The organism is Aeromonas sp. Prich7-2 (assembly GCF_017939255.1).
Classification (GTDB): domain Bacteria; phylum Pseudomonadota; class Gammaproteobacteria; order Enterobacterales; family Aeromonadaceae; genus Aeromonas; species Aeromonas caviae.
This window is the reverse complement of the sequence record NZ_JAGKRI010000090.1, coordinates 1-20,150: the sequence shown is the minus strand read 5'-3', so window position 1 is coordinate 20,150 and position 20,150 is coordinate 1. Positions and strand designations below refer to the sequence as shown.

The following is a 20,150-nucleotide window of genomic DNA, read 5'->3' as shown; positions in this document are numbered from 1 at the left end:
TGCAAACTACCCGATGCACACGAGTGTGCTGGAAGGGGTGAACAACAAGATCAAAGTGATAAAGCGTATGGCATATGGATTTAGGGACTCAGAATACTTTTTTCTGAAAATCAAGGCGGCCTTCCCCGGAAAGCCGCGATGAACCACAAAAAAGGGCCCGAAGGCCCTTGTTTCATTTCCAATGACTGTCGCGCTTATCCGCCAAAGAGATGGTTGTTCAGCAGGAAGAGACCGCCGGAGAGCAGCATGGTGAGCGGCAATGTCAGCACCCAGGCCAGCAGAATGGTCTTGATGGTCTGGCTCTGCAGGCCGGACTTGTTGGCCACCATGGTCCCCGCTACCGCAGAGGAGAGAATGTGGGTGGTGGACACCGGCATCCCGGTCAGACTCGCAATCCCGATGGACGCGGCGGCCGTGATCTGGGCTGCAATGCCCTGGCTGTAGGTCATGCCGGAGGAACCGATCTTCTCCCCTACCGTGTAGACGATACGACGCCAGCCCACCATGGTACCGCAACCGAGCGCCAGGGCGATGGACACGATGACCCAGGTCGGCGCATATTCGGCCGTTGCGGTCAGATCCTTGCGCCATTTGGCGAGATCGGTCAGCTCCTTGGCCGGCAGTGGCAACTTGGAGACCTTGCGGGCAGTGTCGTCGATGCACAGCAGCAGGCGACGCACTTCGCGGCGATCCACCAGATTCATCTCCTCGTAGGTGCGCACCTGGCCCAGACGCTTGTCGAGGGTCGCCATGGCCTGCAGGGCCTCCCCTGCCGCACAGTGGCTCATCAGCTCCTCCTGGGCTTTGGCAGGGACACTGAAGTTCACCAGATGGGAGACCTGATCCTGGTTACGCTGGTAGATCTCCATGATGCGCTGGTTGGCATCCTGGGTTCTGTCCAGATCATAGGAGCGGCTGTTCATGTCCAGCGCAAAATAGGCAGGCGCCATGCAGATCAGCACCAGCATCACCAGACCGATGCCTTTCTGGCCATCGTTGGAACCGTGTACGAAGCTCACCCCCATGGCGGAGCAAATCAGTGTGACACGGGCCCAGAACGGTGGATGCTTCTTGCCGTCCACCAGCAGGCGCTCTTCCGGGGTCTTGTGGATCTTGCTGCCAAGCCATACGCGCTTCATGGCGAACAGCAGCAAGGCGGCAATGATGAAGCCCACGGTGGGAGAGATGATGAGAGAGAGCATGATGTCGATGGCTTTGCCGACGTTGATACCCTCTTTCAGAGGTTGATGGCTGATCAGGGCATAGGCGCCGCCTACCCCCAGGATGGAACCGATCAGGGTGTGGGAGCTGGATGCCGGAATGCCGAAGTACCAGGTTCCCAGGTTCCAGACGATGGCCGAGAACAGCAGGGAGAACACCATGATCAGACCCTGGGTAGAGTCCATGCCAAGCAGCAGATCGATGGGCAGCAGGTGAACGATGGCATAGGCCACCCCCAACCCACCCAGCATGACACCGGCGAAATTGAACAGACCGGAAGCCACCACCGCCATATGAGCCGGCATCGCCTTGGTATAGATAACCGTTGCTACCGCGTTGGCGGTATCGTGAAAGCCGTTGATGAATTCATAGGCCAGCACAAAAAAAACGGCCAATACCAAACCGATTGACCACCACAAACCCAAACCACTAAACATTTCAAACATAAAAACGAACCTGTTTATGAGTTGCGGCGGATTATGCCAGAAGGCTCGATGCGCCATACCCGTTGTTGAAATATTTCAGCAAAAAAAAAAAGGGCATTCCGTCAGAAAATGTCTTAGGGCCTGTAGGAACGGGGCTTGTCGAGGATTAATTTAAGTCCATTCCATTGCTGTGGATAGGCGCCAATCAAAGCCGGAGCATGGCTCAATGTCCCGAAAAAGGCCGCTTTTCAACCCACTCGGCACGCCCGTTTCCTTTTGTCAGATAAAAAAGAGGGTGCCTTGGCACCCTCCTCGATAGACAAGCCGCACGGTGCGGGGATCAATCCTGGTTGATCCGGCTGGCCACAGCCCCTTGCTGACTCTTGTATTTGGCATTTTCCCGTTTGTTGTACGGGCGAGCCGCGGTACCTGACAGCATCTCGAAGTTCAGGGCACCGATCTTCATCTTGGGACGCAGGGCCAGAGGCAACTTGCCGCCGTTGTAAAACTCCAGCACGATGCGGCCGGACCAGCCCGGATCGATGCGGTGGGCGGTGACGTGCACCATGAGGCCCAGGCGCGCCAGGGAGGAGCGACCATCCAGCCAGCCGACAATATCGGCGGGCAAGGTAACCGATTCATAGGTCACCGCCAGCGCCAGCTGACCCGGGTGCAGATAGAAGGCTTCACCGTCCGGCACGTGGATCTCCTCGCTCATCACCCGCTCGATGGCATCGGCCATCTCGGCACTGGTACCGCCAAGGTCGATGTAAGGCGCGGTATGATCGCGAAACACCCTAAACTCGTTGCCCAGCAGCACATCGACGCTGACGCCGCTGATCCGCTCAACACCGGGCCGCGGCTCGATGACGATCTTGCCTTCATCCAGGTGCCGTTCGATATCGGTATCACAAAGACGCATTCTGCGACTCTCCTGACAAAAGATTCATTAAAAAAAGCCGGGCATCACCCGGCTTGTTTTCTCTCAACCAATCAACATATGGCGGATACGCGCCTTGAGCATGTCGATGGCGATGCGGTTCTTGCCGCCACGGGGCACGATCACGTCGGCATACTGCTTGGACGGGTCGATGAACTGCATGAACATGGGACGCACAGTCTTCTGATACTGCTTGAGCACGGAGTCCATGGTACGACCGCGCTCCTGCACATCGCGCACCAGACGGCGCAGCAAACAGATGTCGAGCGGGGTATCCATGAAGATGGAGGCGTCCATCAGTTCGCGCAGGCGGCTGTCAGTCAACAGCAGTATCCCTTCGAGGATGATGACACGGCGCGGTGCAAAGGTAGTGACCTCGGTCATGCGCGTGTGCTCGGTATAGGAATACTGGGGGATGTTGACCGCCTCCCCTTGCGTCAGCTGGGTCAGATGCTGCACCAGCAGATCGTGATCCAGGGCATTGGGGTGGTCATAGTTGGTCTTGACCCGCTCTTCCATGGTCAGGTGGGTCTGATCACGGTAGTAGCAATCCTCGGTGATCACACCAATCTGACCCGCTCCCAGCTCGGCCACCAGCTCTTCATAGATGGTTTGGGCGATAAGACTCTTGCCGGACGCGGATGCACCAGCAATACCGATGATCACGCAGGAATGTTGAGTATCAGACATTGAAAATACCTAAAGAGAAGAGCACTGGGGATTGTTTAAACCGATCCATTATATGAAAAAGGGGTGGCCATGCCCACCCCAAATCCGTCCCCCTTGGCCGAACGCCGATTATTCGTCCAGCGCCACCGTGTAGAGCGGGGTCGCAATCGGTTTTGCGCTGAAATAGAGCTCGGCCCCTACCCGGCGAGCCAGTTTCAGGTAAGTCTGTGACAGCTCGCCATCCGGCGCACCGAACACGGTGGGGCAGCCGTCATCCATGTGCTGGCGAATGTCGATATGCAGCGGCAACTGACCAAGCAGCGCCACGTGATACTGCTCCGCCATCTTCTGGCCACCGCCGGTACCGAACAACGGCTCGTGATGCCCGCAGGCACTGCAGACGTGGTAACTCATGTTCTCGACAATGCCAAGCACAGGCACATTGACCTTGTTGAACATGGCAATCCCCTTGCGGGCATCTGCCAGCGCCACATCCTGGGGCGTCGTGACGATCACCGCCGCCGTGGTGGGCACCTGCTGGGCCAGCGTCAGCTGGATATCGCCGGTGCCCGGGGGCATGTCCACCACCAGGTAGTCCACCTCGCCCCAGCGGGTCTCGTGCAGGATCTGCCCGAGTGCCTTGCTCGCCATGGGACCGCGCCAGATGGTGGCATCCTGCTCGGCCACCAGATAACCGATGCTGTTGCTCTTGATGCCGCAGGCCATCACCGGCTCCATCAACTTGCCATCAAAGCTGACAGGGCGCTCCTTGAGGGTCCCCGTCATGGTCGGGATGGAGGGGCCATAGATGTCCGCATCCAGCAGGGCGACCCGCGCCCCCTCTTTTTGCAGCGCCAGCGCAAGGTTGACCGCGGTAGTGGACTTGCCCACCCCTCCCTTGCCGGAGGCAACCACCAGGATATTGCGGATCCCCTGCACCGCCGCCAGTTGCTGCGCGCGGGGCATGCTGGCCACGTCTATCTCCCCCGTCCAGTCGATGCGGGTCGCGCCGGTGACGCTGCGCAGCCGGGCATCGAACTCCTCTTTGATCTGTTCAAAGAGGGACTGGCCGGCAAAGGGCAGCACCAGCGTGATGGCCAGGGTCTGTTCGTGCCGCTCGACGGAACGCACAAAACCGGCCGCGACCAGATCCTTGCCCCATCCTGCCGGCTTAAATTCGGCCAGGATCTGTTTTACTGAATCAATCACCATTAACTCCCCATTATGTTGTCGTTATCCTGAGGTGAACGGTTACCGCACATAAATCAGTGGCTTGCCGACGTCATCGTGATGCCGCCAGTCAGGGCACTGGGGGCCACAACCCTAGGCAGGCCGCCCCCAATTCGGGTAACATGCACGGCACTGTATCATCCCAACAGGCACATAAAGAACGTATTATGGCAACTGATCCTCGTAGAATGCTGGTAACCTGCGCCCTCCCCTATGCCAACGGCTCCATCCATCTCGGCCACATGCTGGAACACATACAGGCCGATATCTGGGTTCGTTATCAGCGAATGCGTGGCCATCAGGTGCATTTCGTCTGTGCCGACGATGCCCACGGCACGCCCATCATGCTCAAGGCTCAGCAGATGGGGATCTCGCCGGAAGAGATGATTGCCGCCGTCTCCCAGGAGCACCAGGGGGATTTTGCCGGTTTCAACATCAGCTTCGACAACTACCACTCTACCCACAGCGACGAGAACCGCGAGCTGGCGGGCGTGATCTATGGCCGTCTCAAAGAGTCCGGCAAAATCAAGATCCGCACCATCTCTCAACTGTTCGATCCGGAAAAATCCATGTTCCTGCCGGATCGCTTCGTCAAGGGCACCTGCCCCAAGTGCAAGTCCCCCGATCAGTACGGTGACAACTGCGACAGTTGCGGCGCGACCTACAGCCCGACCGAGCTGATTGATCCGAAATCCGCCGTCTCCGGTGCGACCCCGGTGATGAAGGACTCCGAGCACTACTTCTTCGACCTGCCCCAGTTCGAAGCCTGGCTCGCCGACTGGGTACGCGGCTCCGGCGCCATCCAGGAAGAGATGGCCAACAAGATGCAAGAGTGGTTCGAAAGCGGCCTGCAGCAGTGGGACATCACCCGTGACGCCCCCTACTTCGGCTTCGAAATTCCCGGAGCCCCCGGCAAGTACTTCTATGTCTGGCTGGACGCCCCCATCGGCTACATGGCGTCGTTCAAGAACCTGTGCAACAAGCGCGGCGACATCGACTTCGACAGCTACTGGAAAGCGGACTCCGACGCCGAGCTCTATCACTTCATCGGCAAGGACATCGCCTACTTCCACTGCCTGTTCTGGCCGGCCATGCTGGAAGGCGCGAACTTCCGCAAGCCGACCAAGGTCAACGTGCACGGCTATGTGACCGTCAACGGCGCCAAGATGTCCAAGTCCAAGGGCACCTTCATCAAGGCGTCCACCTATCTCAAGCACCTGGATCCGGAGTGCCTGCGTTACTACTACGCCGCCAAGCTCAACAGCCGCATCGACGATCTGGACTTGAACCTCGAAGACTTCGTCTCCCGCGTCAACGCCGATGTGGTCAACAAGCTGGTCAACCTGGCCTCTCGCAACGCCGGCTTTATCGCCAAGCGTTTTGACGGCAAGCTGGCCGCCACCTGCGCCGAGCCCGCACTCTACGCCGAGTTTGCCAGCGCCAGCACCAGCATCGCCGAAGCCTATGAAGCGCGCGAATTCAGCCGCGCCATCCGCGAGATCATGGCCCTGGCCGACAAGGCCAACCGCTATGTGGACGACAAGGCTCCCTGGGTCATCGCCAAGCAGGAAGGGGAGGATGCCGAGCTGCAAGCCGTCTGCTCCGTCGGCATCAACCTGTTCCGCGTGCTGATGGCCTACTTGAAGCCCGTCATGCCGCAGCTGGCCGAGCGCGCCGAAGCCTTCCTTGGCGAAACCCTGACCTGGGACGGCATCGCCGCCCCTCTGGTCGACCACGGCGTCGCTCCCTTCAAGGCGCTCTTCTCCCGCATCGAGTCCGCCAAGGTGGATGCCATGGTGGAAGCGTCCAAGGAAGATCTCGCCAAGGAGCAGAGCAAGAAGCCGGCAGGCCCCCTGGTGGACGATCCCATCAGCGAGACCATCACCTACGACGACTTTGCCAAGATTGACCTGCGGGTGGCGCTGATCAAGAAAGCCGAAGCGGTGCCGGAAGCCGAGAAGCTGCTGAAGTTGCAACTGGATATCGGCGGCGAAACCCGTCAGGTCTTTGCCGGTATCAAGTCCGCCTACAACCCGGAAGATCTGGAAGGCAAGCTGACCGTGATGGTGGCCAACCTGGCCCCGCGCAAGATGCGCTTTGGCATGTCCGAAGGCATGGTGCTGGCGGCAGGTCCGGGTGGCAAGGATCTCTGGATCCTCGAGCCCCAGGAAGGTGCCCAGCCGGGCATGCGCGTGAAGTAATACGCCCCTTCCCGGACAGTCCCAATGAAAAGAGAGGCCAATGGCCTCTCTTTTTTATCTTGTGGGGTGCTTACTGCCCGCTCTGCTGCAATGCCATGCGAAGGCCGACCAGCTCCACCTGATGGCAATCCAGTTGCAGTAGTTGGCAGCGGATCTCTGTTTTCAGGGCTCGCCGTTGCTGACCTCGCCCCGTTTCGCCCCGAAGGCGTCTGAGCCATTGGCGTCTGTCCTGCAATTGCCCAAGACGCTCCTGCCAGCTCACCAGCATGGACAACCAGGCCGGATCCCCTCCCCCCTGAGCCGTCAGCAGCTCCATCCCGTAGCGCGCCTGTTTCAGCACCAGACGCAGCCGGTGCCAGCACCGAAGTCTCGCCCTGATGCCCACAGGAAGGGAGGAGGTCTTAGCCAGTGCATCCGACAGTGACAGCGCCAGATGCAGCTGAAACAGCGGCAAGAGATCGACACCGACGGGTACCTCTTCCAGTCGGGCCAGCCAACGGGCCGGTCAACAGGGGGACCCGTGGCAAGCGGTTCTGCCGAAGCGAGCCACCATGATGCTGCGCATAGACCTGGGCATCGCGCAGGGCGGAGAGCGTGCCGACAGCACGGGTCAATCGCCGCTCCAGCTCGGGCTCATGAATGAGGGGTCGCCACAGGGCGAGCAGCGCCAGCAGGCGGCGGGCCGCTATCCGGTAGGCATGCACCTCTTCCATCCCCTTGTGCTCGCGCAGTGCCAGGGTCGCCCCCCGATATTGCCCAACGAGCCGGTTGGCCTGCGCAATCCAGCTCTCCCCCATGAACCCTCCCGGCTAGTTGGTATGAAAACCGGTTCCGGTGGGTGGCAACGCCTGGGTGCACTCCATTCGGGTGACGGTGGCGGTTCGGGGCCCGTGCTCAAGCCAGCCCAGCATCATCTGTACCTTCTGTTCGGGACCGGCAATCAGGATTTCCACCGAGCCATCTTCCAGGTTGTAGGCATGCCCCCGCAGCCCCAGTTGCAGCGCCCGCTCCCGGGTGAAGTAGCGAAACCCCACTCCCTGAACCTGACCCCACACCCGCACGACAAACGATTGCTCTCCCATTTATCACACCTTTCCCTTAAGTAATTTTTCCCCGGGGCGATAATGAGCGCGACACTCTCTTCCCCTTGCAGGACGCAATACCATTATGAAAGAAGTAAAGTTTCGGTGGGTTGACCGTTATCTCATTCACCTCACGATCAGCGAGAAATTTCTCATCACCTTCTGGTGCCCCCTGGTGTTCATCGCCTTCCTCACCTGGTATCTGCTGGCCGACGGCCATGATCAGGCGATGCAGCTCAGAGTGGATCAGCTCAAAGGGCGGGTCGAGACCACGGCCCAGCTGGTGAGCCAGCAGCCGACCCTTACCCTGCCCGCGGATCTCGTACTCACGCCTGGCGCCGCCACCGGCCTTAGCCAGCAGGGAGACATCTATCGCTATGGCGCCAGCGCAGGTCAGGCGGGCGTCGTCTCCGGTACCCTGGATACGAGTCACTACGCCCTCTGGGATGGTCAGGGCACCACGCTCACCATCATCGCGGTGCTGGCCGCCCTGCTGGCCCTCATCACCCACTATCTGATGACCTTCGTCTCGGGGGCCCTCTACTCCACCAACAAGGCATTGCAGACGGTGGCGAACGGCGATCTCACCTTCCGGCTCAACTTCTTTCCGGTGCGGGACGAGTTCTCCATTCTGGCGGGCAGTATCGACACCTTCACCGACCGCCAGCACAAGATAGTGCAACTGGTGGAAGAGTCCGCCGATGCCCTTACCCTGGCCGCCGACGAATTTCGCGAGCATGCCAGCGACGGCGAGCAGCTTGCCCGCGCCCAGCGACAGCACATGGACTCCCTGGCCGCCGCCATGGAGCAGATGTCCGCCGCCATCCGGGAAGTGGCCCGCAACGCCAATGACACCCTGCTGCAAACCCGCCAGTCCAGCGACGAGGCGACTCACGGGGCACAGCGGGTGGCACGCACCATCACCGCCATCCGCACCCTGGCGGACGAGATTGGCAATGCCTCGGGCGCGGTCGAACGGTTGACTCACAACGCCAATCGCATCAACGAAGTGGTCAACGTCATCAACGCCATCTCCCAGCAAACCAACCTGCTGGCCCTCAACGCCGCCATCGAGGCCGCCCGGGCTGGTGAACAGGGACGCGGCTTTGCGGTGGTGGCCGACGAGGTGCGCACCCTCGCCAGCCGCACCCAACAGGCCACGGTAGAGATCCAGCAGATGATCGAGGAGCTCCAGGCCGGGACCGGGGCGCTCAACGACATCATGGAGAAGACGGTGGGGCGCGCGGCCGACAGCCAGCAGCTCATCACCGAGGTGGGCATGGACATCGAGCGGCTCAGCAACCACAGCGATGCGGTCCTGGAGATGAGCACCCAGATCGCCACCTCCAGCGAAGAGCAGAGTTCGGTGGCAGAGGAGATCACTCGCAACCTCGACAAGGTGCGCCACGAGGCGAGCCGGGTGGAGGAGTCCGCCAGCGCGGCGGTCGCCGGCACCACCGGCCTCAAGGGAACCGCCAATGAACTCGGTCAGGCGCTCACCGGCCTGCGGATCTGACCCCCTCCGGCAGGCCATCCTCCAGATGGCCTGCCATGTCTGGGCCAGGCGCTGGGGACGTGCTAAACAGCCCGTCCGACCCTGACCGCGTGTGGATGCACGGATCCCGGTAGACGCGGCTTGCGTGCCTACCCTCACAGCCCCTACTATATGCCCCCTTCTTTTCTACCATCGGCAACTACCCATGAGCGCTTCCATCTATCTCGTCAAAGGCCGCGAAAAATCCCTGCTGCGTCGCCACCCCTGGATCTTCTCCAAGGGCATTGAGCGGGTGCAGGGCAACCCCGTTGACGGCGATACCGTCGAGATCTTCACCCATGACGGCAAATGGCTCGCCCGTGGTGCCTGGTCCGGCAGCTCCCAGATCCGTGCCCGGGTCTGGACCTTCGACAAGGATGAGAGCGTCGATCTCGACTTCTTCATCCGTCGCCTCAAATACGCCCAGGAGTCCCGTGACGGGCTCATCAAGCGTCAGGGCCTCACCGGCTATCGCCTCTGCGCCGCCGAATCCGACGGTCTGCCGGGCCTCACCATCGACCGCTACGCCGACTTCCTGGTGTGCCAGATCCTCTCCGCCGGTGCCGAGTTCCAGCGTGAGCTGATAACGCAAGCCCTGCGTACCCTCTACCCCGAGTGCAGCATCTATGAGCGCTCCGACGTGGCCGTGCGCAAGAAGGAAGGGCTGAAGGAGCGCACCGGCGTCATTCATGGCGAGACCCCGACCGACCCCGTGGTGATCGAGGAGAACGGCGGCGTCAAGATCCTGGTCGATATTCGCAACGGTCACAAGACGGGTTTCTATCTGGATCAGCGGGATAACCGCCTTGCCGCAGCGAAATACACTGAAGGCAAGCGGGTGCTCAACTGCTTCTGCTACACCGGCGGTTTCGGGGTCTATGCCCTCCAGGGCGGTGCCAAGGAGGTAGTCAACGTCGATCTCTCCCAGAATGCGCTGGACATCGCCCGCCAGAACGCCGAACTGAACGGTCTCGATACCAGCAACACCCAGTTCGTGCGTCACGACGTCTTCAAGCTCTTGCGCGAATATCGCGAGAAGGGCGAGAAGTTCGATGTCATCGTGCTGGACCCACCCAAGTTTGCCGAGAGCAAGGCCCAGCTGCTGGGCGCCTGCCGCGGCTACAAGGACATCAACATGCTGGCGTTCCAACTGCTGGCGCCGGGTGGCGTGCTCTTGACCTACTCCTGCTCCGGCCTGATGGAGCAGAGCCTGTTCCAGAAGATAGTGGCCGATGCGGCCCTCGATGCCGGTCGCGATGCCCAGATCCTGGAGCTGCTCTCCCAGGCATCTGATCACCCCATCGGTACCGCCTATCCGGAAGGCTTCTACCTCAAGGGGCTGGTGGTGCGCGCCCGCTAAGCCGAGCAGACCAGCGCTGCCCCCCTTGTCCCCGGTTCCAGATCCGGGCCAGGACTGGGTTCTGCTAGTCATCAAAAAGCCCGCGATCGTAGCGGGCTTTTTTTATGCAGCGCCAAAGAGACAACCTCCCCCCGACTTTGCCACCAACAGCGATTGCGGCCCCCATCCCTCCTCTTCGACTGACGACTGCCATCTTCAATCAAAGGTTGCCGCATCGTTAACCCGATTCTCATCTCTCTTTCACTACACAACCCACCAGCAGAGACATGCCCGGCATTTTTTTATGCAAAAGCATGAAATATTACGCATCAACATTCAAAAATCCTCGGGGAAATATCAGCCATAAACGCATACCCACTCATTTGAATGAATATTGCTGTTTTCCCCTGCAATGGATCACGCCATGCCCCTGTCCGCCTCGCACATTGCCTGGGACGACAATACTCGCCCACCACAAGTCATCCCGCTCAATCACGCGCCGGCGCGCCCAGCGGGAAGTAGTGTCGAAATGGCCTCGCCTCCTCCACCACCCGCACGATGGAGGGATGATTGAGCAGACGGGCGCGATAGGCACGCAGACGGCCATAGCCAGCCGGGATCTCGTGGGCCCAGTCGGCGTAGAAGAGCGAGGGGGCTGCGGCGCAATCGGCCAGCGTAAAGTCTGCGCCGGCAATCCAGTGGCGTCCTTCCAGTCGCTGATCAAGCCAGGGGTAGATCTGATTGAGCAGCTCGCGGGCCTCCACTACGCCATAGCGGTCGCGATCAGCGGCCGGGCGCATTGCATCCAGCACCACTTTTTGCATCGGCGTCATCACATAGTTGTCGAAGACGCGATCCAGCATATGCACCTCCAGACCCGCATCGCCAGGCGGGATCAGGCTGACGGGGCCCGGATGGTGCGCCTGCAGATGGGCGACGATGGTGCTGCTCTCGAGGATGCAGCGACCATCATCCAGCAACATCGGGAAGCGCTTGAGTGGCCAGAGGGCGGCAAGTTCGGCGCTCGCCTCCGGCTCTTCGAGATTCCGGTACTCGAACAGGGTGGTATTCTCGTAGAGAGCGATCAGCACTTTCTGGCTGTAGGAAGAAAAGGGGTGGGCATAGAGTTTCATGGGGATGTTCCTGACGCTCAGAGGGATGACTTCCCTAGTCTAGATCCCCTCTCTATTTTCGATGCGTCCCTATCCCATGCTGGTTTTAGGATGATAAACGCCCATTCATGACGGCAATCACACTCGTATGACTCTCTTTTAGGTAGGGTGATCCCGCCTGTGGCCGCCAAGCCGGGGCAGCCGACTCATCAGGGTTGATGAGCGGCACCACAACAAAAATTGATGTCAGGCCAAGCTGAACATCATCAAGGATCCCGTCATGAATCAATCATTGCCGCTGTTGACGCCGCTGCGGGACATCGCTGCCCTGATGGTGGTGCTGTTCCACGCCCGCTTGCTGCTCTTTCCCCAGTGGATGGAGTCGATCGCCGGCCACACCCAACTCATCGAGAACGGCTACCTCTGGGTCGATCTCTTCTTTATTTTGAGCGGGCTGGTGCTGGCCCACGTCTACGGGGAGGCTTTCACCCGCTCGCCCCACACCGTGAGTTATGGTCGCTTCCTCTGGCTGCGGCTCACCCGGGTGTATCCCCTCTACCTAGTGACCCTGCTGCTGCTGGTAGGCTGGGAGCTCTACAAGGCCCACCACGGGATTGGCTTCTACGCCGGTCCCCTGTTCAAGATGTGGGAGTGGGAAGGAATGCCTCCGTTCGGCTCACCCTTTACCCCGGCCGAGGCGCTGCCAAGCAGCCTGTTGCTGCTGCAGGTGGTGACCGATCACGGATTGACCTGGAACTTCGCCGCCTGGTCGCTCAGCGTGGAGTGGATTAGCTATCTGCTGTTTCCACTGCTCATTTCCCTCGCCGTCACCCGCAGCCGCTGGAGCAACCTCGCCCCTTTGCTGGCCCTGACGGTGCTGGCCTTTATCGTGCACAGCCGGGGTACCCTGGATGTCACCAGCGGAGCGCTGGCCATCGGGCGCGGGGTGAGTGAATTCGTGCTCGGCCTCTGGCTGCTGCCCAAGGTGAAGGCTGCCCGCCAGTGGCCCATGATGCAGCGGGATCTGCCGCTGCTGCTCGCCTTTTTGCTCCCCTTCGCGCTGATGCAGTTCACCATGACGCCGCAGCTGACCCTGCTGCTGATCAGCGCCTACGTGTTGCTGATCTGGATTGCCGCCTGCCAGGGCGATCGCCAGAGCCCGCTGCTGCGCCTCCTGGACAACCGCTTCACCAACTGGCTGGGGGATCTCTCCTACTCCATCTACCTGCTCCACGCCCTGGTGTTGCTCACCGGCTGCGAGCTTGTCCACTCTCTGGCGCCGGGGCTCACCGCGTGGTGGTACGCCCAGACCAACCCCTTGCTGGGGGTGCTGGCCACCCTGTTGATGCTCGCCGTGCTGATCGGGCTCTCGGCGCTGAGCTACACCCTGCTGGAGCGGCCGCTGCAACGGCGACTGCACCGGCTAGGCAAGGCTCCCCAACCAGTGATGGAGCAAGCTGGCTAGTTTCCGTCGCCACATGCTGCCCCGATGCAAGACCGGCACGCCGTCGGGGCGGCTCAAAGTGGGACTAGCCTGAGCAAGGCGAAGAGTACGGCTCTTTTTGAACCCGACAATCCCCTGCGCTTTGTGTGAATTACAGTTCGAATCAAGAGGGCCGTCTGTGGCATAATGGCCCGTCCTGTGGTCCTCGGCGGGGCTTCGCCGGCGCATCCTTGCCCTCCTCCCGCCCTGCCTGGCAGCCTGACATCACTGTGTTCACAGGCCGCCAGGGCCACCCTATTTTTGCGCGCACATTTGACGGCGCCGCAGCAGTTATTGGCACACACAAGTCTGCCCACACAAGGGGAAAGCATGTCTTCCATTCGTCTGACCCAATACAGCCACGGCGCTGGCTGTGGCTGCAAAATCTCCCCCAAGGTGCTCGACACCATCTTGAAGAGCCAGATCCCGGGCTTTGACGACCCCACCCTGGTGGTCGGCAACAGCAGCAAGGATGATGCCGCCGTGGTCGACATCGGCAACGGCCAGGGCATCGTCTCTACCACCGACTTCTTCATGCCCATCGTCGACGATCCCTTCACCTTCGGTCGCATCGCCGCCACCAACGCCATCAGCGACATCTACGCCATGGGCGGCAAACCCATCGTCGCCATAGCCATCCTCGGCTGGCCCGTCAACATACTCGCACCTGAAGTGGCCCAGCAGGTGATCGACGGGGGTCGCCAGGTGTGTCACGAGGCGGGCATTTCTCTGGCAGGCGGTCACAGCATCGACGCCCCCGAGCCCATCTTCGGCCTCGCAGTGACCGGTATCGTGCCACTCGACGCCATCAAGCAGAATGACACCGCCCAGGTGGGTGATGTGCTCTATCTTACCAAACCCCTTGGCATCGGCATCCTCACCACCGCCCAGAAGAAGGGCAAGCTCAAGCCCGAGCATGAGCAACTGGCCCCGGATGCCATGTGTACCCTCAACAAGATTGGCCAGCGCTTCGCCGCCTTACCCGGCGTGCACGCCATGACCGACGTGACCGGTTTTGGACTGGCAGGCCACCTGCTGGAGATGTGCGAAGGTTCCGGCGTCAGTGCCCGTCTGGACTTCAAGGCGCTGCCGCTGCTGGACGAGGTGGATTACTACCTGAGTGAGGGCTGCGTACCAGGCGGTACCCTGCGCAACTTCGACTCCTATGGTGACAAGCTGGGCGCCATGGATGATCGCACCCGCAGCATCCTGTGCGACCCGCAGACCAGCGGCGGCCTGCTGGTAGCCGTCGGTAAAGAAAGTGAAGCCGAGCTCCTTGCCATTGCCGCACAGGCAGGGCTGACCCTCTCTCCCATCGGCCAGTTGCAGGCCCGCACCGGCAACCAGTTCATCGAGGTTGTCCAATGAGTACCCTGCCACTGGCCACGGATTACGCCCGGATCTTTCTGGATGAGGTTCCACTCATCGATCTGCGCGCCCCCGTCGAGTTCAAGGAAGGGGCCTTTCCCACCGCCGTCAGCCTGCCGCTGATGACGGACGAGGAGCGTGCCCGGGTCGGTACCTGTTACAAGCAGGAGGGTCAGGCCGCAGCCATCGCCCTGGGCCATCAACTGGTGGGAGGCGCGGTGCGCGACGCGCGCATGGAAGGCTGGCTGGCCAGGTTGCGCCAGCAACCCGACGCCCTGCTCTACTGTTTTCGCGGCGGCCTGCGCTCCCAGACAGTGCAGCAGTGGCTGGCCGAGGCCGGCATCACCCGCCCCCGGGTCGCGGGCGGCTACAAGGCGCTGCGCCACTTTCTCATCGACACCCAGGCGAAGGCCAGTGCAGAGTGCGACTGGACCGTGCTGACCGGCATGACCGGCTCCGGCAAGACCCACATGCTGGCGCACATCACCCAGGCGGTGGATCTGGAAGGGCACGCCCGTCACAGGGGGTCGTCGTTTGGCCAACTGCCGGGTGGGCAACCCGGCAACATCGACTTCGAAAATCGGCTTGCCATCGAGCTGCTTCAGCGTCGCAACCGGGGAGAGTCACAGTTTGTACTGGAAGACGAGAGCCGTCTCATCGGTCGCTGCGCCCTGCCACTCAACCTTTATGAGGCCATGTGCCGGGCTCCCCTGGTGGTGGTGGAGGTGCCGCAGGAGGCACGGGCCGAGCAGATCCGCACCGATTACGTGCAGGATCTCTGGCTGCGCTATCTGGAGTTCCATGGGCCAGATGCAGGCTGGCCGCTGTTTGCCGGCTACCTCACCGACGCCATGGCCAGGCTCAAGCGCCGACTCGGTGACAAGGATTATCGCGAACTCGATGGGCTGTTGCAGGCCGCCCTCAGGGAACAGGCCCAGAGCGGGGACACCCGCGCCCATCTGGTCTGGATCAGACTGCTGCTGACTCGCTACTATGACCCCATGTACCGCTATCAGCTGGACAACAAGCGCGAGCGGATCCTGTTTCGTGGTGCCAAGGAGGCCTGCCTCGCCTTCTTCGCCAAACGCTCCCCCCTTCAGACCCCTCAGGAGAGTCCCACATGTTGAAGTTCGAGGTGATCCCGGTCACCCAGTTCGCCCAGAATTGTTCTCTTATCTGGTGTGACGAGACCCGCCAGGCTGCCCTCGTCGATCCCGGCGGCGAGGCGGACAAGCTGCTGGCCGCCATAGCCAAACGGGGGCTGACCCTCACCCATATCCTGCTGACCCACGGCCATCTGGATCATGTGGGCGCCGCCGCCGAGCTGCGCGAGAGAACCGGTGTCGCCATTACCGGCCCCCACAAGGAGGATGCCTTCTGGCTCGACATGCTGCCCCAGCAGAGTCAGATGTTCGGCTTCTCCCACACACCAGCCTTCACCCCCGATCGCTGGCTTGCACTGGGTGACAAGGTGCAGCTGGGCCGGTGCGAGCTGGATGTCTATTTCTGCCCGGGCCACACTCCGGGCCACATCGTGCTGCTCTGCCAGGCAGAACGCCTCGCCTGGGTGGGAGATGTGCTCTTTGCCGGCAGCATAGGCCGCACCGATTTCCCGCGCGGGGATCACGGGGCGCTGATCAAGTCGATCACCGAGACCCTGCTGCCGCTCGGGGATGAGATCGTCTTTATTCCGGGCCATGGCCCGAGCTCCACCTTTGGTCACGAACGGGCCAGCAATCCCTATCTGACACAGCCCATCTGGTAATCCCCCCGCTCCTCGCGGGCATCCCATTGCGCCTTGAGGCGCAAGATCTCCGGCATGATCTCGAGAAAACGGGAGAGCAGCCGGGGATCGAAGTGCTGGCCGGAGCCATCGCGCATGGTGGCCAGCACCCGGTCCAGGGGCCAGGGCTCTTTGTAGGGGCGACGTACGCTCAGGGCGTCAAAGACGTCGGCGATGGCCACGATCCGCGACGCCTCGGGGATCCCCTCGCCGGTCTCGCCGGCGGGATAGCCGGAGCCGTCCCATTTCTCGTGGTGGTGCAGGGCAATCTCCGCCGCCATGCGAAAGATGGGGGGCATCGGATCGCCTCAGGATCTCGTAACCGATGCGCGGGTGACTTCGCATGATGATCCACTCCTCCTCGGTGAGGGGACCGGGCTTCTTGAGGATGTGGTCAGGGATACCAATCTTGCCCATGTCGTGCATGGGGGCTGCCAGCCCCAGCAGATCCGACTGCTCCGGGCTCCAGCCCGCCGCATCAGCCAGGGCCCGGGCGTAAGCGGCCATGCGCCAGATATGCACCCCGGTGTCGGTGTCGTTGTAGTGGCCCGCCTCGCTCAGCATGACGATGGCGGTGCGATAGCTGCACTCGAGCTGATCGAGGCGCACCAGGGAGAGATGATTGCGCACCCGGGCACGCACCGTGCTCGGACAGACCGGCTTGTAGATATAATCCACTCCGCCCGCCTCGAACCCCTGGCTCTCGCTGTCTGCGTTGTCGCTCGCGGTGATAAAGAGCACCGGGATCCCGGCGTGAGCCGGATCGGCCTTGAGCCGGCGGCACACTTCGTAACCATCCATGTCGGGCATGCGCACGTCCAGCATGATAAGTGCCGGTTCGTGACGCCCCACGGCGGCCAACCCCTCCTCTCCCCCTTTGGCAAAGAAGAGGTTGTATTCCTCCTTGAGGATTTGCCGCAGCAACCCGAGGTTGCTCGGCTCGTCGTCGATGATCAGCACGCGCGGTCGACTCATGGCGCAGGTTCCTCCCGATCCTCCAGATAATCCTCCAGCTTGCGGGTGGCGAACGGGATATCGAACAGCTCCAGGGCTGCGCTTATCTCGCTCACTAGTTCACAAGGAAGGTGACTCCTTGCCTGGCTCAGCGCCGGCTCAATCAGATCCAGATCCTCGCTCACCAGGGCCTGATGCAGGGCGTGCAGGCAGACCTCCCGCGCTTCCCCCTGGGCCAGCGGGGAACTGACCGCGCCCGGCATAGGTATCGATGGAGTGTTGTGCACGCTCCAGGGCCTCGAGGAAGGGTGCGATAAGCTGGCTGGTGTCGCCACCCTGCTCGATGGCCTCGTTCAACTCGGCACTGATACGCGCCACATCGGTGAGTGACAGGCTCCCCGCCCCCCCCTTGAGCTTGTGGGTCAGGCTCGCGGCCGCATCGGTCTCGTGCTGGGCGATATAGTCCGGCAACACGGTACCAACCGTCATGTAGTCATCGCGAAAACGCCGCAGGTATTTAAGATAGACCGAGGCTTCACCCCAGTTGCGCAGTCCGGTATCGATATCGATGCCGGCCACCGGCTCATGGGGGAGTGGCTCGTCGCTCACTGTGAGCGGCAGGACACAGTCCGGCAGATAACGCAGCAAGGTCGCGATAAGCTGCTCCACATCGAGCGGCTTGGCGATGAAGTCGTTCATGCCAGAGGCCAGCGCCGCCTCCCGCTGATCCTTGAATACCCCTGCGGTGAGTGCCAGCACGGGAGTCTCCTCCCGCCCCGGCAGCAGACGCAGGCGACGGGTCGCCTCGTAGCCATCCATCACTGGCATCTGCACATCCATGAGTACCAGATCGATGCGCCGTGCCGGATCTGCCAGGCAGGCCAGGGCTCGCTCCCCATCGATGGCGGTGATCACCTCGGCCCCCTCCCGTTGCAACAAGCGGGTCGCCACCTCCAGGTTGATGTCGCTGTCATCCACCAGCAGTATGTGCACGCCCGGCAGGCGCAGACGGCGCTGGCCACTCTCAAGGGGCTCCACATGCTCGCGCTTCTCGTGGATGAGACGTGCCACCGCGTTGTAGAGACTGGAGCCGGTGACCGGTTTGTGCAGCACCAGATCCACCTGATCCGAGCCGGGGCGGTGCATCAGTTCATCCTGGGAATAGGCGGTCGCCATGATGATGATGGGTGAACGCTCCTGCTGCTCGAAGGCGCGGCGAATGGCCAGGCAGGTCTCGAGCCCGTCCATGCCCGGCATGATCCAGTCGAGCAGGATCACGTCAAAACGCTCCCCCTGGCGCAGCAGATGGTGCAGCGCCTGCTCACCGGACTCCACCACCCGCGACTGCCATCCGAGGGAACCCACCGTCATCGACAGGGCGTCGCGGGTCACCTGATTGTCGTCGGCGATGAGCAGCGAGATGTGCTGCAGGCGCTCGTTCAAGGCCTCGGGCCGCTCCCCCTGCTCCAGCCGGACGCGGAACCAGAATTCGCTCCCCTTGCCAAGCTCGCTGGTGACGCCGATGTCCCCCCCATCAGATTCACCAGGCGGCGACTGATGGTCAGACCAAGCCCGGTGCCCCCGAAGCGGCGACTGGTGGAGGAGTCTGCCTGGGAGAATGCATTGAAAATGTTGGCCTGCTGCTCGGGGGGAATGCCGATCCCGGTGTCGCGCACCCGAAACAGCAAGGTGGCCATGCCGTCTTGCTCTGATTCCAGCACAACCTTGACCTCCACCTCGCCGCGTTCGGTAAACTTGATGGCATTGCCGGTCAGGTTGAGCAGCACCTGCTCGAGGCGCAGGGCGTCCCCAATCAGATGGGAAACCGGCTCGGGGGCACTGCTCACCACCAGTTTGAGGTGCTTCTGGCCAACGCAGGTGGACATGATGGCCGCCACGTGATCGAGCACCTCTTCGAGACTGAATGGCACCCGCTCAAGCTTGAGCCGACCCGACTCAATCTTGGAGAAATCGAGGATGTCGTTGATGATCCCGAGCAGCGCCTGCCCGGCCTGGTGGATTTTGCGCACCAGGGCATGCTGACCATCCTCGAGCCCTCCCTGTTCGAGCAGGTAGGTCAGCCCCATGATGGCGTTCATGGGGGTGCGGATCTCGTGGCTCATGTTGGCGATGAAATCACCTTTGACCTGTGCCAACCTGGCCGCTTCCTGCTGGGCCAGTTGCTCCTTGTGCCTGCTGCGCACCAGTGCAGCCACACCGGCACCAAACAACAGCAGCAGCACGGCGCTGGCGGCCAAGATGATCCCCCAGATATGAGTGCGAATGGCCTGCAGCTCGCTGTGCGGCACCAGGGACGCGGCTTTCCAGATCAGCTGATCATGATTCTGTGCCGGGTACAGGGTGGTCCAGCTCCAGAGTCCGTCGGCAGACTCCATCTGGCCGTTTGATGCGTCCCAGAACGCCTGCCAGGCCTGGGGAGAAGTCTGCTTCAGAGTCAGATCCGGGCGCTCGAGCATGAAGCCCCACTCCCGGGATGGGTCCGGGCTGCGCAGCCAGTATCCGTCCTGGTTGAACAGCATGATGTGATCGGCTGCCTTGCCGCGGTTGTCGGCAAACTCCTTGAGCATACGGGCAGCCTGAACGTTGATTAGCAGCAGACCAAGATCACGTCCCCCAAGGCGCAGACGCTTGGCAATGCGGATCTTGACATCCTCCCCCACCTTAGCGCTTCGCGTCACAGGAGGGGGATCCCCATTACTGGGTGATAGCTGCTCGCGCAGTACCGGGTTCCTGCTTCATCGGGCGGCCTGATTGCACCGCGCCTCCACAGGCTAAAACGGCGTGTCCC

18 protein-coding genes and 1 pseudogene are annotated in these 20,150 nt (G+C 61.6%); 8 read left to right on the top strand and 11 right to left on the bottom strand.

What is annotated here, in order from left to right:
- Positions 1 to 142, top strand: a 142-nt coding sequence (locus tag J9892_RS14885) for a transposase (protein WP_210537842.1), incomplete at its 5' end; no start/stop codon positions are given.
- A 52-nt stretch (positions 143 to 194) separates the two neighbouring features.
- Here the strand turns inward: J9892_RS14885 and J9892_RS14880 are convergent.
- The 4 genes from J9892_RS14880 to apbC form a co-directional block, all read right to left on the bottom strand.
- The gene (locus J9892_RS14880) at positions 195 to 1,667 is read right to left on the bottom strand and encodes an inorganic phosphate transporter (RefSeq protein WP_029314527.1); all 1,473 of its coding nucleotides are present in this window, start codon (positions 1,665 to 1,667) and stop codon (positions 195 to 197) included.
- Positions 1,668 to 1,986: 319 nt separating this feature from the next.
- Positions 1,987 to 2,568 (bottom strand): dCTP deaminase, encoded by a 582-nt coding sequence (gene dcd / locus J9892_RS14875; protein ID WP_010674732.1) that lies wholly within the window; start codon positions 2,566 to 2,568, stop codon positions 1,987 to 1,989.
- A gap of 63 nt (positions 2,569 to 2,631) precedes the next feature.
- Entirely contained in the window at positions 2,632 to 3,276 is a 645-nt protein-coding gene (gene udk / locus J9892_RS14870; RefSeq protein ID WP_010674731.1) for a uridine kinase, read from the bottom strand.
- A gap of 108 nt (positions 3,277 to 3,384) precedes the next feature.
- A complete protein-coding gene (gene apbC, locus J9892_RS14865; protein ID WP_053288195.1) occupies positions 3,385 to 4,467 on the bottom strand; it encodes an iron-sulfur cluster carrier protein ApbC in 1,083 nt (360 codons plus the stop codon).
- A 185-nt stretch (positions 4,468 to 4,652) separates the two neighbouring features.
- On the opposite strand from apbC, the gene metG reads away from it, so the two are divergent.
- Complete coding sequence (gene metG / locus J9892_RS14860) at positions 4,653 to 6,686, top strand: methionine--tRNA ligase (RefSeq protein WP_053288196.1); 2,034 nt, start codon at positions 4,653 to 4,655, stop codon at positions 6,684 to 6,686.
- Positions 6,687 to 6,756: 70 nt separating this feature from the next.
- Here the strand turns inward: metG and J9892_RS24675 are convergent, their stop codons facing one another.
- The 3 genes from J9892_RS24675 to J9892_RS14850 form a co-directional block, all read right to left on the bottom strand.
- A complete protein-coding gene (locus J9892_RS24675) occupies positions 6,757 to 7,026 on the bottom strand; it encodes a hypothetical protein (RefSeq protein WP_234716512.1) in 270 nt (89 codons plus the stop codon).
- Positions 7,027 to 7,087: 61 nt separating this feature from the next.
- On the bottom strand, positions 7,088 to 7,483 hold the full coding sequence (locus J9892_RS24670; RefSeq protein WP_053288198.1) for a CHAD domain-containing protein: 396 nt from the start codon (positions 7,481 to 7,483) through the stop codon (positions 7,088 to 7,090).
- Between the two features lie 12 nt (positions 7,484 to 7,495).
- A complete protein-coding gene (locus J9892_RS14850) occupies positions 7,496 to 7,768 on the bottom strand; it encodes an acylphosphatase (protein ID WP_010674727.1) in 273 nt (90 codons plus the stop codon).
- 85 nt (positions 7,769 to 7,853) lie between these two features.
- Between J9892_RS14850 and J9892_RS14845 the strand changes: the two genes are divergently transcribed.
- Both J9892_RS14845 and J9892_RS14840 read left to right on the top strand, forming a co-directional pair.
- Positions 7,854 to 9,284 (top strand): methyl-accepting chemotaxis protein, encoded by a 1,431-nt coding sequence (locus J9892_RS14845; protein WP_103243130.1) that lies wholly within the window; start codon positions 7,854 to 7,856, stop codon positions 9,282 to 9,284.
- Positions 9,285 to 9,468: 184 nt separating this feature from the next.
- Complete coding sequence (locus J9892_RS14840; RefSeq protein ID WP_039039155.1) at positions 9,469 to 10,662, top strand: class I SAM-dependent methyltransferase; 1,194 nt, start codon at positions 9,469 to 9,471, stop codon at positions 10,660 to 10,662.
- Between the two features lie 467 nt (positions 10,663 to 11,129).
- Here J9892_RS14840 and J9892_RS14835 read toward each other — a convergent pair whose 3' ends face one another.
- Positions 11,130 to 11,774 carry a glutathione S-transferase family protein gene (locus tag J9892_RS14835; protein WP_052815086.1) on the bottom strand — a complete coding sequence of 215 codons (645 nt, stop codon included), beginning with the start codon at positions 11,772 to 11,774 and terminating at the stop codon, positions 11,130 to 11,132.
- A gap of 259 nt (positions 11,775 to 12,033) precedes the next feature.
- Between J9892_RS14835 and J9892_RS14830 the strand changes: the two genes are divergently transcribed.
- The 4 genes from J9892_RS14830 to J9892_RS14815 all read left to right on the top strand — a co-directional run bounded on the left by J9892_RS14830 (position 12,034) and on the right by J9892_RS14815 (position 16,369).
- Positions 12,034 to 13,218, top strand: a complete 1,185-nt coding sequence (locus J9892_RS14830; protein WP_103858964.1) for an acyltransferase — start codon at positions 12,034 to 12,036, stop codon at positions 13,216 to 13,218.
- 348 nt (positions 13,219 to 13,566) lie between these two features.
- Entirely contained in the window at positions 13,567 to 14,604 is a 1,038-nt protein-coding gene (gene selD, locus J9892_RS14825; RefSeq protein ID WP_052815084.1) for a selenide, water dikinase SelD, read from the top strand.
- The gene (gene mnmH / locus J9892_RS14820) at positions 14,601 to 15,731 is read left to right on the top strand and encodes a tRNA 2-selenouridine(34) synthase MnmH (RefSeq protein WP_052815083.1); all 1,131 of its coding nucleotides are present in this window, start codon (positions 14,601 to 14,603) and stop codon (positions 15,729 to 15,731) included. The genes selD and mnmH overlap by 4 nt, the downstream gene beginning before the upstream one ends.
- The gene (locus tag J9892_RS14815) at positions 15,725 to 16,369 is read left to right on the top strand and encodes an MBL fold metallo-hydrolase (protein WP_052815082.1); all 645 of its coding nucleotides are present in this window, start codon (positions 15,725 to 15,727) and stop codon (positions 16,367 to 16,369) included. The genes mnmH and J9892_RS14815 overlap by 7 nt, the downstream gene beginning before the upstream one ends.
- On the opposite strand, the gene J9892_RS25055 is transcribed toward J9892_RS14815, so the two are convergent.
- The 3 genes and pseudogenes from J9892_RS25055 to J9892_RS25190 form a co-directional block, all read right to left on the bottom strand.
- Positions 16,345 to 16,650 carry an HD domain-containing phosphohydrolase gene (locus tag J9892_RS25055; RefSeq protein WP_258040117.1) on the bottom strand — a complete coding sequence of 102 codons (306 nt, stop codon included), beginning with the start codon at positions 16,648 to 16,650 and terminating at the stop codon, positions 16,345 to 16,347. The two genes, J9892_RS14815 and J9892_RS25055, sit on opposite strands and share 25 nt — an antisense overlap.
- Entirely contained in the window at positions 16,547 to 17,362 is an 816-nt protein-coding gene (locus J9892_RS14810) for a response regulator (protein ID WP_254052380.1), read from the bottom strand. The genes J9892_RS25055 and J9892_RS14810 overlap by 104 nt, the downstream gene beginning before the upstream one ends.
- Positions 17,359 to 20,004: pseudogene (locus J9892_RS25190) on the bottom strand (response regulator); the annotation flags it as partial. The pseudogene J9892_RS25190 and the gene J9892_RS14810, both read right to left, overlap by 4 nt.
- Between the last annotated feature and the right edge of the window lie 146 nt (positions 20,005 to 20,150).

Excerpts from the sequence above, each read along its gene's own strand:
- J9892_RS14880 (WP_029314527.1), bottom strand. The coding sequence starts at position 1,667 with ATGTTTGAAATGTTTAGTGGTTTGGGTTTGTGGTGGTCAATCGGTTTG.
- dcd (WP_010674732.1), bottom strand. The coding sequence starts at position 2,568 with ATGCGTCTTTGTGATACCGATATCGAACGGCACCTGGATGAAGGCAAG.
- udk (WP_010674731.1), bottom strand. The coding sequence starts at position 3,276 with ATGTCTGATACTCAACATTCCTGCGTGATCATCGGTATTGCTGGTGCA.
- apbC (WP_053288195.1), bottom strand. The coding sequence starts at position 4,467 with ATGGTGATTGATTCAGTAAAACAGATCCTGGCCGAATTTAAGCCGGCA.
- metG (WP_053288196.1), top strand. The coding sequence starts at position 4,653 with ATGGCAACTGATCCTCGTAGAATGCTGGTAACCTGCGCCCTCCCCTAT.
- J9892_RS24670 (WP_053288198.1), bottom strand. The coding sequence starts at position 7,483 with ATGGGGGAGAGCTGGATTGCGCAGGCCAACCGGCTCGTTGGGCAATAT.
- J9892_RS14850 (WP_010674727.1), bottom strand. The coding sequence starts at position 7,768 with ATGGGAGAGCAATCGTTTGTCGTGCGGGTGTGGGGTCAGGTTCAGGGA.
- J9892_RS14845 (WP_103243130.1), top strand. The coding sequence starts at position 7,854 with ATGAAAGAAGTAAAGTTTCGGTGGGTTGACCGTTATCTCATTCACCTC.
- J9892_RS14840 (WP_039039155.1), top strand. The coding sequence starts at position 9,469 with ATGAGCGCTTCCATCTATCTCGTCAAAGGCCGCGAAAAATCCCTGCTG.
- J9892_RS14835 (WP_052815086.1), bottom strand. The coding sequence starts at position 11,774 with ATGAAACTCTATGCCCACCCCTTTTCTTCCTACAGCCAGAAAGTGCTG.
- J9892_RS14830 (WP_103858964.1), top strand. The coding sequence starts at position 12,034 with ATGAATCAATCATTGCCGCTGTTGACGCCGCTGCGGGACATCGCTGCC.
- selD (WP_052815084.1), top strand. The coding sequence starts at position 13,567 with ATGTCTTCCATTCGTCTGACCCAATACAGCCACGGCGCTGGCTGTGGC.
- mnmH (WP_052815083.1), top strand. The coding sequence starts at position 14,601 with ATGAGTACCCTGCCACTGGCCACGGATTACGCCCGGATCTTTCTGGAT.
- J9892_RS14815 (WP_052815082.1), top strand. The coding sequence starts at position 15,725 with ATGTTGAAGTTCGAGGTGATCCCGGTCACCCAGTTCGCCCAGAATTGT.
- J9892_RS14810 (WP_254052380.1), bottom strand. The coding sequence starts at position 17,362 with ATGAGTCGACCGCGCGTGCTGATCATCGACGACGAGCCGAGCAACCTC.